9 protein-coding genes are annotated in these 13852 nt (G+C 51.5%); 4 read left to right on the top strand and 5 right to left on the bottom strand.

Features of this window, described 5'->3' with window-relative positions; translation table 11 throughout:
- Nucleotides 1-510 precede the first annotated feature (510 nt).
- The 4 genes from trhO (PGL01S_RS30150) to PGL01S_RS30135 form a co-directional block, all read right to left on the bottom strand.
- Nucleotides 511-1404, bottom strand: a complete 894-nt coding sequence (gene trhO / locus PGL01S_RS30150; RefSeq protein WP_127499365.1) for an oxygen-dependent tRNA uridine(34) hydroxylase TrhO — start codon at nucleotides 1402-1404, stop codon at nucleotides 511-513.
- A 4-nt stretch (nucleotides 1405-1408) separates the two neighbouring features.
- Nucleotides 1409-1663 (bottom strand): DUF1450 domain-containing protein, encoded by a 255-nt coding sequence (locus PGL01S_RS30145; RefSeq protein ID WP_015843630.1) that lies wholly within the window; start codon nucleotides 1661-1663, stop codon nucleotides 1409-1411.
- Nucleotides 1664-1669: 6 nt separating this feature from the next.
- Nucleotides 1670-2590, bottom strand: coding sequence for an oxygen-dependent tRNA uridine(34) hydroxylase TrhO (gene trhO / locus PGL01S_RS30140; protein ID WP_127499363.1), 921 nt, complete (start codon nucleotides 2588-2590; stop codon nucleotides 1670-1672).
- A gap of 101 nt (nucleotides 2591-2691) precedes the next feature.
- A complete protein-coding gene (locus PGL01S_RS30135) occupies nucleotides 2692-3585 on the bottom strand; it encodes a LysR family transcriptional regulator (RefSeq protein ID WP_127499361.1) in 894 nt (297 codons plus the stop codon).
- Between the two features lie 107 nt (nucleotides 3586-3692).
- Between PGL01S_RS30135 and aroC the strand changes: the two genes are divergently transcribed.
- The 3 genes from aroC to PGL01S_RS31525 all read left to right on the top strand — a co-directional run bounded on the left by aroC (nucleotide 3693) and on the right by PGL01S_RS31525 (nucleotide 9488).
- Nucleotides 3693-4748 (top strand): chorismate synthase, encoded by a 1056-nt coding sequence (aroC, locus tag PGL01S_RS30130; RefSeq protein WP_015843633.1) that lies wholly within the window; start codon nucleotides 3693-3695, stop codon nucleotides 4746-4748.
- 94 nt (nucleotides 4749-4842) lie between these two features.
- Nucleotides 4843-5532 (top strand): TerC family protein, encoded by a 690-nt coding sequence (locus PGL01S_RS30125; RefSeq protein ID WP_164775640.1) that lies wholly within the window; start codon nucleotides 4843-4845, stop codon nucleotides 5530-5532.
- A 275-nt stretch (nucleotides 5533-5807) separates the two neighbouring features.
- Nucleotides 5808-9488 (top strand): rhamnogalacturonan lyase family protein, encoded by a 3681-nt coding sequence (locus PGL01S_RS31525; RefSeq protein ID WP_127499356.1) that lies wholly within the window; start codon nucleotides 5808-5810, stop codon nucleotides 9486-9488.
- Nucleotides 9489-9543: 55 nt separating this feature from the next.
- Here PGL01S_RS31525 and acnA read toward each other — a convergent pair whose 3' ends face one another.
- Nucleotides 9544-12252, bottom strand: a complete 2709-nt coding sequence (gene acnA / locus PGL01S_RS30115) for an aconitate hydratase AcnA (protein ID WP_127499353.1) — start codon at nucleotides 12250-12252, stop codon at nucleotides 9544-9546.
- A gap of 260 nt (nucleotides 12253-12512) precedes the next feature.
- Between acnA and PGL01S_RS30110 the strand changes: the two genes are divergently transcribed.
- The gene (locus PGL01S_RS30110; RefSeq protein WP_127499351.1) at nucleotides 12513-13532 is read left to right on the top strand and encodes an LLM class flavin-dependent oxidoreductase; all 1020 of its coding nucleotides are present in this window, start codon (nucleotides 12513-12515) and stop codon (nucleotides 13530-13532) included.
- Nucleotides 13533-13852 lie beyond the last annotated feature (320 nt).

Genomic DNA, 13852 nt, shown 5'->3' with positions numbered 1-13852 from the left:
TCTTTGTGGATGATGAGCTGCTGGTTTATATGGTGAAAGAGTTAGTAACGTAACATGATGGCTTAACGATACGGCGTGTCGTTAAGGACGCGGTAAATCTAAGTTCCAGAGTGCTTAACGATGCCGCGCATCGTTAAGGTCCGCGGATTGGCCGAATTCCGGCCAAAAAGCCATGGATTGGGATGGCTTAACGATACGGCGTATCGTTAAGGACGCGGTAAATCTTAGTTCCAGAGTGCTTAACGATGCCGCGCATCGTTAAGGTCCGCGGATTGGCCGAATTCCGGCCAAAAAGGCATGGAATGAGCTGGCTTAACGATACGGCGTATCGTTAAGGACGCGGTAAATCTAAGTTCCAGAGCGCTTAACGATGCCGCGCATCGTTAAGGTCCGCGGATTGCAGGCAAGTTTGATTCCGGGGCAGGGAAAAGATTGTGGGGAATCAGCAAGGACCTAATCAGGCATTAGACGAAAAAAGCGCCGCAGGAATTATCCTGCGGCGCTCATTTATTAATGCGGTTTGCACTCTTCCGAGCAATGACGATTATGCTCCGCTTCGCATTCCTCGCAGCAGATATGACGCTTGTCGCAGGTCACATTCGCGCAATTGACGTAGCGGTCTTCCGGTTTGCCGCAATGATGGCATTTGCCGATGACGACATCTTCTTCCGTCCGATTGATCGGCACGGAAATCCGGTCATCAAAGACGTAGCATTTGCCGTCCCATAAGCGGCCTTTTACTTCTTCATCCTTGCCGTAAGTGACGATACCGCCCTCCAGCTGTGCTACGTCCGTAAAGCCCTCCTCCATAAGAACGCCGGTCAGCGTCTCGCAGCGGATACCGCCGGTGCAGTAGGTCAGAATGGGCTTATTCTTCGCGTCCTCCGGCAGGTTCTTGCGAATCCATTCCGGGAACTCGCGGAACGACTCTACCGTAGGGCGGATTGCGCCGCGGAAGTGGCCGATATCGTATTCGTAGTCATTCCGTCCGTCAATGATAATGACATCTTCCTGCTGAAGCTGCTCGTAAAATTCCTTCGGAGACAGCCGTTTGCCCGTAAGGACATTCGGATCCATCTTTTTCTTGTAACGCAAAGTGACAAGCTCGTTCTTGTGGCGGACGAACAGCTTTTTGAATACATGTCCTTCGGATTCGTCGATCTTATAAGTGATATCCTTAAATAAGGGATGTTCATTCATATACGCCATATAGGCATCGGTTTGCTCGATCGTGCCGGAGCAAGTGCCGTTAATGCCTTGATCGGAGATGAGAATACGGCCCTTTATGCCAAGCTCTTTGCAGAAGCGGAGATGCTCGGCCGTTACCTGCTCGGGATTCTCGATATGCACGTATTTATAATAAAGCAGTATGCGGTAAGGTTTATTTTCGGTATTTTCGGTCATTGGCTTACTCTCCAAAAAACTGTTTGATTTCCTCTTGCACGGCTTCTTCCACCTGCTTAAGGCATTCTTCCTTGGTGCCCGCGTAAATCCGGTTCTCATTCACCATCGCATAAGGCCTTGCGCGGCACAGATTGCACATATTGAGGCAATCCGTGCGCATGACTGCCGCTTCCGGAAATTTCTCTTCAAGCTCCTCAAGAGGCAGCAGTGCCATTTCGTTGCGGGTACACACCTCAACAACAACTAACCCAAGTCCCATAATTTATCACCGACCAGAAATAACTTTCAATTTGCGTGCTTCGTCGTTCACTTTGCATTCAGGCGCGCAGTAGCTCTCATGCTCTGCTTCACACTCTGGGCAGCAAATATGCTTGCGATGGCAGAGGTCGTCCGCGCAGTTGATGTAGCGGTCTTCCGGTTTGCCGCAGTGATAGCACTTGCCGACGATAATATCCTCGTCCGTCCGGTTGATAGGCACGGAGATGCGCTCATCGAATACATAGCATTTGCCGTCCCACAAATGACCTTTTACCTCTTCGTCCTTGCCGTAAGTCACGATACCGCCTTCGAGCTGATTAACATCCGAGAAGCCTTCCTCAAGAAGAACGCCGGTCAGCGTCTCGCAGCGGATACCGCCCGTGCAATACGTGAGAATCTTTTTGTTCTTCGCGTCTTCCGGCAGATTCTTGCGGATCCACTCCGGGAACTCGCGGAAGGATTCTACCGTTGGACGGATCGCGCCGCGGAAGTGTCCGATATCGTATTCATAATCATTGCGGCCGTCGATAATAATAACGTCATCTTGCTGCAGCTGCTCGTGAAATTCCTTCGGCGACAAATGCTTGCCCGTGCGGACGTTTGGATCAAGCTTCTTGTCGTAACGAAGGGTAACAAGCTCTTTCTTGTGACGAACGAAGATCTTCTTGAATACATGACCCTCGGACTCGTCGATCTTGTACACCATATCGGCAAACAGCGGGTTCTGGCGCATATGCGCGATGTAGGCATCGGTCTGTTCAATCGTGCCGGAGCAAGTGCCGTTGATGCCTTGCTCGGAGATCAGAATACGGCCTTTAACGCCAAGATCCTTGCAGAATTGAAGATGCTCCGCGGTAAGCTCGGCAGGGTTGTCGATGTGAACATATTTATAGTACAAAAGGATACGGTAAGGTTTGTTTTCGCTCATGTCTAACGCTCCATTATATAAGATTATCATTATATGTTAAAACTCTTAAATCACTTAGTCAACAACGATTCCAAGGCATTCTGTTGAACTTTCATGCCTATTTATTGGTCCATTACCTCTTTGAGGAAAATGGACGAGCAGGACGGCAAAGTGGCGTCTTTTCGGGTAACTACGCCAATCGCGCGGGAAGGCAAAGACTCCGTCAATTTCACCTCGAACAGCGTTCCGTTATTCAGCTCCTGCTGGGCAAACCGGCGGGTAAGAAAAGCGGTGCCGTAACCCCTCTGCGCAAACTCGATAATCATCTCCGTGCTGGTCAGCTCAATGTCCGGTTCCTTATAGATGCCGTGACCGGCCAGCCATTGCTCGACAAAAAGCCGTGTACTGCTGCCTGCCGTAGGCAATAATAAAGGAAGCTTAAGCAGCTCGCGGACCGAGACGGCATCGTCTGCAAGCTCTTTATAAGCCTCGCCGACAAGAAAACAGTCTTGAATGGACATCAGCGGCTGAATAGCCAATTCCTGATCGTCAAACGGAAGATGGACAAAGCCAAGATCGATATTCTCTTCCTTTAACTGCTTGGAAATCTCGTTTGTCTTGCTTTGCTGAAGACGAATGCGCACATTCGGATGCTCGGCATGAAACTTATCTATATAAGGAAGCAGAATATGCTTGATAATCGGACCGCTTGCTCCGATGCGAAGGTCGCCTCCATGCAGGTTGGCAAGCTCCAGCAGCTTGCGTTCCCCGCGCTCGATAAGATGGAAGGATTGCTCGATATAGTCCAGCAGCGCTTTGCCTTCAATGGTAAGCTTTACGCCTTTCGAGCCGCGGTCGAATAATTTGACGCCAAAGGACTCCTCGAGCTGCTTGATCGCATAGCTGACCGATGGCTGGGTGACATGAAGAATTTCGGCTGCTTTCGTAAAGTTGCCCGTTCTTGCCGTGTACAAAAAAATCCGGTAGCTTTCTAAGCTATTTAATTTGTTTGGCATAAACCCTCTCTATTGCAAGGCTATTGAATTGTGATTTCATATATTGCACATTTGAAATTATAATAAAATTAATCCATATAGTCAAAAGAGAAAGGTTGGTTTTTCATATGTCAGGAAGCAGCTTTGGCACTCATTTCAAAATGACCACGTTTGGCGAATCGCATGGCGAGGCAGTAGGCGTTATTATTGACGGCGTAACTCCGGGGGTAGAGCTTACAGAAGCGGATATTCAAGTACAGATGGACCGCCGTAAGCCGGGTCAGTCCTCGGTTACGACTCCGCGTAAAGAATACGATATTATCCGCATCCTGTCGGGTGTCTTCGAAGGCAAAACAACGGGCGCACCGCTGGCCGTAATGTTGAACAATACCGACATGAAGTCCAAGGACTACGAGGCGAACCGCAAGCTGTTCCGTCCGGGTCATGCCGATTTCACTTACGTGCAAAAATACGGTCACCGCGATCACCGCGGAAGCGGCCGTGCATCGGGCCGAGAAACGGCGGGCCGCGTGGCTGCGGGCGCTATCGCGCGCAAGCTTCTGGAACGCCGAGGCGTATCGATCGTAGCCTACACGAAGGAAGCGGGCGGCATTAAATGCGAGACGTTTGACGAATCCGTTATCGAAAAAAATCCGATGCGCGCAGCCGATCTGAACGCGGCAGAGAGAATGGTAACGCTCGTGGAGGATCTGGCGGCTAAAGGCAACAGCTGCGGCGGCGTCGTGGAATGCATTATCCGCGGCGTGAAGCCGGGGATCGGCGAACCGGCATTCGATAAGCTGGACGCGGAGCTTGCGAAAGCGATGCTGTCCATCGGTGCGGTTAAAGGCGTTGAGTTTGGCGCAGGATTTGCGGCAACAACCATGTTCGGCAGCGAACATAACGACGAGATGGACGCAAACGGCTTCCTGACCAATAATGCCGGCGGGATTGTTGGCGGCATCAGCACGGGGCAGGATATCGTTTTCCGTATTGCGGTAAAACCAACGTCGTCGATCTCGCTTCCGCAGCAAACGGTTGACGAAGAAGGCAACGAGCATACGATCCAAACGCTGGGACGTCACGATCCGTGCATCTGCCCGCGCGTTGTGCCGGTAGTGGAAGCGATGGCTTGCATGGTGCTTGAGGATTTGTACAAACGCCATACGGCTTTGCATGACTAACATTAATTTTATTTTATCAATAATATTACATCCCTCGTAAAAAATAAACTATAATGATGGATGTTATGGTTTATCATGCAAGAAAGAAGGGGAAATGGACTTGACGCCGTTTGAAATTCTGACCACACTACTGTCCATTGTATTTATTGATCTTATTCTCGCTGGCGATAATGCGATCGTGATTGGGATGGCGGCAAAACGGCTCCCTAAGGAGACGCAGAAAAAAGCCATCCTGTATGGTACCTTCGGAGCTATCCTGCTTCGGATCGTAGCGACCGTGCTGGTTGTGAACCTCCTTCATATTCCTTGGCTGCTTGTTGCCGGCGGAGTCATTCTTCTCTGGATCGCGTACAAGCTGCTTGTGCAGGAAGAAGATCATGAGAACATCAAGGCGGGAAGTACGCTGTGGGCATCCGTGTGGACGATTATTGTAGCGGACGCGGCAATGGGGCTGGATAACGTAATTGCCGTTGCGGGCGCCGCACAGGGACATACGCTGTTAGTTATTATAGGTCTGATTATTAGTATTCCGATTGTGGTATGGGGGAGCACCTTGTTTATCAAGCTGCTCAGCAAATTCCCTTGGATTATTTACGCTGGCTCGGCCGTGCTGGCTTATACGGCATCCAAGATGATTACTCATGAGCCGGCGTGGAAGGCTTGGTTCGAAGAAAATCAGGTCGTCAAGTGGCTGGTGATCGCCATTGCGGTTATTGCGGTGCTTGGCGCAGGGCTTTGGACGAACGAATGGAAGAAGAAGCATCCTCAAGCTGCACACGAATAAATCAGAAAAACCGATGTTAGAGCGGACAGGCTCTAATGTCGGTTTTTTGTTTTTTTTCAATGAAGAATACACTGATTTTTATACCATTATCCCTGATAATTGCATAGAGATTTCCCAGTTGTTCCCTTACAATGGGCTTGGTTCGGATTCAATTTCAACAAGATAAGCATACCGTGAAATTCAGGTAACGGGTACTAGTCGACAGGATAAGAAAGGAGGAGCAGACGGATTCCCCATCTTTACCTATGATTGTTACTATGAATTGGAGGTTGAAAATGATGCAGGCCATACGCCGCAGACATCCTTTGGCAAAGCTTCTCCTTATCTGCTTACTCTCTACCTTGCTCGTACCGCTTCATATTACTCCTGTGCTTGCCGCAGATACGGCTGTTGTCGATGAAGATTTCTCTGCTTATCCTATTGGCGCGCTTGCAATTGGAAGCGGTAACAATTGGACGAAGGAAGGAACGGCACCGGTTGTCGAGGTCGTTAACAATCCGGATACCCATCAGCAATACGCTGCAATCAGCCATGATCTGACCGGCTCCTCTTACTTCGGTCAACGCTTTACGCCTCAGACAGGAGGTATGATTCTGCAGTTTGACCTTAATATGTCTACAAGCAAAGGCGGAACCTTCTGGGTGATGGAAGGGAAGGTAAACGCCACAAACGCAGCCGTTACCCGTATGGTGATGGATGGCGGCGTGATCAAAATGCAGAACGGACCAACCCTCGTCACATATGACACGACGCATTGGTACAGGTTTACCTTCGTTTACAATATTCCGCAGAAAAAATATACCTTATCGATCAAGGATTTAAATACGGGCAATACGGTTAACACCAGCGAAAACTTCTACAGCGCCAGAGAACGGATCAGCAGCTTCGGCTTCTTCACTAATGCGGGTGGAGGCCGGTACAACCTGGCGAATATGAAAGTCACGGCACTTGATCTGGCTTTGGCCAATGTTCAGCTTAAAGCCGGCGATTATGCTCCTCCCTTTGCTTTTGACCCGACAAATAACAACTACACAATCGATGTGCCTTATTCCGCAAGCGTCCTGACCGTGACGCCAACGGCGAGTTATACGGAAGGCGTTCAACTGAATGTTGGCAGCTCAACCGTTGAAAGCGGTTCTTCGATTGACGTGCCGATTAACGGTGCTTCCTCGCCAGTAAGCATTACGGTTGCTTCCAAGCAATATACGGATGTAGCCCGTACTTACACGATTAATGTCAAAAAATTGGACAAGGCTCCCGTTGTAACGGATGTGGCCGCGGAAGGCCATGACGGCAAGGTGCTGATAGGCTGGAAGGCTCCAATTGATCCGGCTTACAAAGAGGCCAATATCTACATCGTTAATGAAGACGGTATGGAAACACTGGCCGCTGCGGTGCCAAAAGGAACATATATCGCAACTGTTGACGGCCTTGATAATGGTACGGAGTATACGTTTAACGTCAAGGGTGTTTACGCGTATGAGGGAGAAGAGCTGACAGAATCAGCTCCCGTAACCGTGAAGGTCAAGCCGCAGCTGCTGCCGGCCCGGCAGATGGAAGACTTGGATCGCGGACTTGTAGCCGTAGAGCAGGATGGACATGTCTTCCTCTCATGGAGATTCCTTGGCACGGAACCGGATAATATCGGCTTTAACGTATACCGCGACGGGGTTAAAATCAACTCTGCTCCGGTTCAATCCAGCACAAACTATGTGGATGAGTCTGGAACGGCGGATTCGTCTTATGCGATCCGGGCGGTTGTGAACGGTGCGGAACAAGCGCCGTCCGAATCGGTACGGCCTTGGAATACGAATTATTTGAACGTACCGCTGGATAAGCCTGCCGATGGCGTGACTAGCGCTGGCGAAGCTTACACGTACCGAGCGAATGACGCATCCGTAGGCGATCTGGACGGAGACGGCAAATACGAAATCGTATTGAAGTGGGATCCAAGCAACTCGAAGGACAATTCCCAAGCGGGTATTACCGGCAATACGTATCTGGACGCGTACAAAATGGACGGTACGCGACTATGGAGAATCGACATGGGTCCGAATATCCGGTCAGGTGCCCATTATTTGCATCCGATGGTGTATGACCTGGATGGAGACGGCAAGGCAGAGATAGCCGCGCGTACCGCGGACGGAACGGTTGACGGTTCAGGAACCGTGATTGGCGATGCAGCGGCTGACTACCGAAATTCAAGCGGATACGTCCTTGACGGGCCGGAGTTCTTTACAATCTTTGAAGGAGCGACGGGCAAGGCACTGGATACGGAGGATTATGATCCGCCAAGAGGTAATATCGGAGATTGGGGAGATACGTACGGCAACCGGATTGACCGGTTTGGCGCAGCGATTGCTTATTTGGATGGCGTGCATCCAAGCTTGATCCTGCAACGCGGCTATTATACGCGGATGGTATTGGCAGCGTACAACTGGCGAGACGGGGAACTAAGCAAGCTGTGGAAGTTTGACTCTCCGAATCCGGGTTATGGACAAGGCAACCATCAGCTGAGCGTGGCGGATATCGATGCGGACGGCAAGGACGAGATCGTAACCGGCAATACGGCGATTAACGATGACGGAACTTTGCTGTGGAATACGAAGCTGGGCCATGGCGACGCCATGCATCTCGGTGATCTGATTCCTTCCCATCTCGGTCTAGAGCTGTGGACGGTGCAAGAGGAGACAGGCGCTAAGTATTCGGCAACGATGATTGACGCGCGGACAGGGAAGCCGTTATACGGACAGCCCCAGATTGGCGTGGATACCGGCCGCGGCTTGTCCGCGGACGTGGATCCAAGATACGAGGGCGAAGAGTCCTGGGCTATTGACGCGACGAAGTCAGCCGCAACGGAAAGTAACTCAAGCGGCTTTATGTTTAACGCGGAAGGCATCAAAATTTCTAACCAAATCCCTACCTCCAACTTTGCCATCTGGTGGGACGGCGATTTAAGCCGCGAGCTGCTGGATCATGATTGGAACGCTGCAACAGGCAATGGCGTGCCGAAGATCGACAAATGGGATTACGAGAATAGCTCGCTTGTCCGGTTAGAGACGTTTGCCGGTACGTATTCCAATAACGGAACAAAAGGCAACCCGTCTCTGCAAGCCGATCTGCTTGGCGACTGGAGGGAAGAGGTGGTTGTCAGAACGGAAGACAGCAGTGCGCTTCGCATTTATACGACGACGGACGTAACGGATCAGAAGATCCGCACGCTGATGCATGATCCGGTATACCGGTTAGGCATAGCTTGGCAGAACACCGGCTATAACCAGCCGCCGCATACAAGCTTTTACCTGGGCAACGGAATGGAGAAGCCGGATGCTCCGAACATTTACCTCGTCGACAACACGGCTCCGGCTACTACCGATAATGCGCCGGCAGGTTGGGTTAATCATAATGTGACGGTAAACTTAACGGCGAATGACAGCATTTCCGGCGTTAACGCTACCTATTATACATTGGACGGAGGAGCGGAGCAGAAGGGGACTACCGTTCAAATAACGGAGGACGGTGTTCATACCCTTATTTATTGGAGCAAAGATGATAAGGGGAATGCGGAAGCTCCGCATACGGTTAAGATTCAGATCGATAAGACAGCGCCCGAGCTGAATGTAGTACTGGATAAAACCGAGTTATGGCCGGCTAATCATAAGCTGGTTGACGTAAAAGCCGTTGTGAAAAGCACGGACCTTGCGTCAGGCGTCGATTCGGTCGTATTAAGCTCCATTACAAGCAACGAGAAGCTTGCGGAAGGAGCGAATGCGGATATTCAAGGGGCTGAATTCGGTACGCTTGATCAAGACTTTAAGCTGAGAGCGGAAAAGTCCGGCAATAAGGATGGACGTACGTATACGATCAAGTACATGGCAACGGACAAAGCGGGCAACGTAACGGAGAAGTCCGTAACAGTTATCGTGCCTCACGATCAGTCCGGCACAAAGGAATAGGGGATAAATTAAAAAGGTGAGCCCGAGGGCTCACCTTTTTGTTATAACGAATAAATTAGTTCTTAATCATTTGACGCAGAACCGTTTGCAGGATACCGCCGTTACGGTAGTAGTCAACGTCCACAAGGGAGTCGAGGCGTACGATAACTTTGAATTCGATTTGGGAACCGTCTTCTTTCGTAGCGATAACCGAAACCAGGTCGCCTGGTTGAACATCGTTCGACAGACCAACGATATCGAAGGTTTCGAAGCCAGTCAGACCAAGTGCCTGCCAGCCTTGGCCAGCTTGGAACTGGAGCGGAAGAACGCCCATGCCAACCAGGTTGGAACGGTGGATACGCTCGAAGCTCTCCGTAATAACGGCTTTAACGCCGAGGAGGAACGTACCTTTAGCTGCCCAGTCACGGGAGCTGCCTGTACCGTACTCTTTACCGCCGAGTACAACCAGGTTTGTTTTGTCCGCTTGGTATTTCATCGAAGCGTCGTATACGGAAGTCACTTCGCCGGTAGGCTGGTAAGTCGAGAAGCCGCCTTCTGTGCCTGGAGCCATGTGGTTACGGATACGGATGTTCGCGAATGTACCGCGAACCATAACTTCGTGATGACCGCGGCGGGAGCCGTAGGAGTTGAAGTCTTTCTTCTCAACGCCGTTAGCGATCAGATATTTACCGCCTGGAGCATCTGGACGGATGCTGCCTGCAGGCGAGATATGGTCAGTTGTAACCGAGTCGCCGAGAGCAAGCAAAGTTTTTGCTGCTTTGATGTCTTCAACGTCGCGGATGCCGTCAGCAAGGCTGTCGAAGAACGGCGGGTTAGCGATGTAAGTGGATTTTGGATCCCACTCGTACAGTTCGCCTTCCGGTACTGGGATAGCGTTCCAACGTTCGTTTTGCGTGTATACATTCTCGTATTTCGCACGGAACATTTCTGGGGACAGCGAAGCGCTCATCGCGTCAGCGATTTCCTGGTTCGTTGGCCAGATGTCTTTCAGGAAGACAGGCTCGCCTTGCGGATCGAAGCCGATTGGCTCGCTAGCAAAGTCGATGTTAACTGTACCAGCCAGCGCGTAAGCAACAACAAGCGGCGGCGATGCCAGGTAGTTCGCTTTGATTTGCGCGTGGATACGGCCTTCAAAGTTACGGTTACCGGACAATACGGCAGCAACAGTCATGTCGTTGTCAGCGATTGCTTGGCTTACGTCTTCAGGCAATGGACCGGAGTTACCGATACATGTTGCGCAGCCGTAACCAGCAACGTGGAAGCCAAGTGCTTCGAGGGACTCGAGCAGGCCAGCTTTTACGAGGTAGTCGGTAACAACCAGGGAACCTGGAGTCAGCGAGCTCTTCACGTATTCAGGCTTAACGAGACCGCGAGCGACAGCTTTCTTCGCCACAAGGCCTGCGCCTACCATCACGCTAGGGTTGGAAGTGTTCGTACAGGAAGTGATAGCGGCGAGTACGACTGCGCCAGCTTTCATTTCGCTTACTTTGCCGTTAGCGTGGTTTATGGTAACGACTTCTTCCGTTTTCTCGTCAGTCAGGCCGTAACCGCCTTTGTCGACTGGCTTGCGAACGATTTCGTTCCAAGCGTCCTTCATCGAAGTCAGCTCGATACGGTCTTGCGGACGTTTAGGACCGGCAAGGGAAGGAACAACCGTCGACAGGTCGAGTTCAACCACTTCCGTGAAGACAGGGTCCGGAGTAGCATCCGTACGGAACATGTCTTGCGCTTTGTAGTAAGCCTCAACCAGCTCGATTTGCTCTTCCGTGCGGCCTGTTTGGCGCAGGAAGTCGAGTGTAGTTGCGTCAACCGGGAAGAAACCGATTGTTGCGCCGTACTCAGGAGCCATGTTGGCAACCGTTGCACGGTCAGGAAGGCTGATGTTGGACAAGCCGGAACCGAAGAACTCGACGAATTTGCCGACAACGCCTTTTTTACGAAGCATTTGAGTGATAGTCAGGGCAAGGTCAGTCGCCGTAGCGCCTTCTGCCAGGCTGCCAGTCAGTTTGAAGCCGATAACTTCTGGAGTTACGAAGTACAGCGGTTGGCCAAGCATGCCAGCTTCCGCCTCGATACCGCCAACGCCCCAGCCAACGATACCAAGACCGTTGATCATAGTTGTATGGGAGTCCGTACCTACGAGGGAATCCGGGAATACGAAGGTTTCGCCGTCAACCGTTTTTGTAGCTGCAACGGATGCCAGGTACTCAAGGTTGACTTGGTGAACGATACCCGTATCCGGCGGAACCGCACGGAAGTTATCGAATGCCGTTTGTGCCCAACGGAAGAAGCGGTAGCGCTCTGCGTTCCGTTCGAACTCGATGCGTTGGTTGATTTCAAGCGCATCCGGGGAACCAAATGCGTCAACCATTACGGAGTGGTCGATTACGAGATCGACAGGTACAAGCGGGTTGATTTTTTTAGGGTCGCCGCCTGCTTTTTTAACCGTTTCGCGCATTGCAGCAAGGTCAACGACAACCGGTACGCCGGTCAAGTCCTGCAGTACGATACGGGAAGGGATGAAAGGAATTTCTTTGTCGTCGCGGTTAGCCGCCCAATCAGCGAGTTGTTTTACATGCTCTTTTGTGATAGCACGGCCGTCGAATTGACGAACAGCGCCCTCGAGCAATACTTTAATCGAAAATGGAAGTTTGGAAATGTCGCCAAGTCCTTGTTTTTCCAGACCTTGAAGGCTGTAGTAAGCATAGGATTTGCCGCCGACTTCCAAGCTCGACCGTACAGAATAGTGGTCTTGATTTGCCATGTTCGGGTATTCCTCCTTGAATGATGTTGACGATTTTGTTGTTTCATTCTGTGAAACTCTATTTCAAAAATCGTTATGTCTTTATTATAGCTCGAGATGTGAGGTTCGTAAAGCAGATTCAGACAGTCATTGGCGGAAATTCACGGTTATTTGCGCAAGTTGCTGGCAGAATGGATACAGTGGTCACTTACTAATGTATAGCAGTTGCGATAGAACTTCGTTATAATGGACATGATGTCTCATGAGAAGGAGAGTTGGACATGACAACAACGAAAAAGCTTGGCAACGTCAAGCTGTCTATATTAGATCTTGCGCCGATTGTGGAAGGCTCGACGGCCTCGGACGCCCTGCGCAACAGTCTCGACCTGGCCCAGCATGCGGAAAAATGGGGCTATACCCGTTATTGGGTAGCCGAACATCACAGCATGCCGGGAATCGCCAGCTCGGCTACTTCATTAGTAATCGGCCATATTGCGGGCGGTACATCGACCATTCGCGTCGGCTCCGGCGGCATCATGCTGCCTAACCATGCGCCGCTTGTGATCGCGGAGCAATTCGGCACGCTTGAATCGTTGTATCCCGGCCGTATTGATCTTGGCCTTGGCCGAGCGCCGGGCAGCGACCGCCAGACGATGATGGCGCTGCGCCGCGATTTGTACGGCGGGGAGAATTTCCCGGCGATGCTGGAAGAGCTTCGCGGCTTCTTCCGTGGACCGGAATCGGAGAAGGCGGTACGTGCGGTGCCGGGCGAAGGCCTGGATGTGCCGATCTGGCTGCTTGGCTCCAGCGATTTCAGCGCGAGGCTTGCAGGCGAGCTGGGCTTGCCGTTTGGCTTCGCGAGCCATTTCTCGCCGGACTTTACGCTGCCGGCGCTTGATATTTACCGCAGCAGCTTCAAGCCTTCGGCTTATCTGGATAAGCCGTATGCGATGGTTGGCGTAAACGCCATCGCGGCCGATACGGACGAGCACGCGGAATGGCTTGGCACAACGCTGGAGCAGCAGTTCCTCAATCTGATCCGCGGCGGCGTGCCAAGAAAGATTCAGCCGCCGGCCGATCTCGAAGGCTTCGCGAATCCGTATGAGCTGACGGCCGTGCGCAACCAGCTTCGCACGGCGATCAAAGGCAGCCCGCAGACGGTTGAAGCAAAGCTGAATGCGTTCATCGAGCAGACGGATGCGGATGAAGTGATCATCAACTGCGCGATTTACGATCATCAGGAGCGGTTGAAGTCCTATGAGCTGATTGCCCAGCTCGGATTAAGCGGCAGCAAGGAATAAGCGGTAGCGGTGGAGCAGCCTTCGGGCTGCTCTTTTTTTCGTTTGAAGAGATTAGCTTAACGATGCGAGGTATCGTTAAGAAGCGGGAGAATGCGTGAAACAGGCCTAAAATGGGCTTCACGCGGGAGCTTAACGATACGCGGTATCGTTAAGGCGGGCGAAGAGGGCTGGGCGGGTGAGCTTAACGATGCGGCACATCGTTAAGAAGTGGGAATATGCGTGAAACTGGCCCAAAATGGGCTGCAGGCGGTAGCTTAACGATGCGCGGCATCGTTAAGGCAGACGAAAAGGGCGATGCTGGTGAGCTTAACGATGCGGCA

Origin of the sequence: Paenibacillus glycanilyticus NBRC 16618, assembly GCF_004000805.1 — a bacterium.
Classification (GTDB): domain Bacteria; phylum Bacillota; class Bacilli; order Paenibacillales; family Paenibacillaceae; genus Pristimantibacillus; species Pristimantibacillus glycanilyticus.
This window is presented reverse-complemented; position numbering and strand designations above follow the sequence as displayed.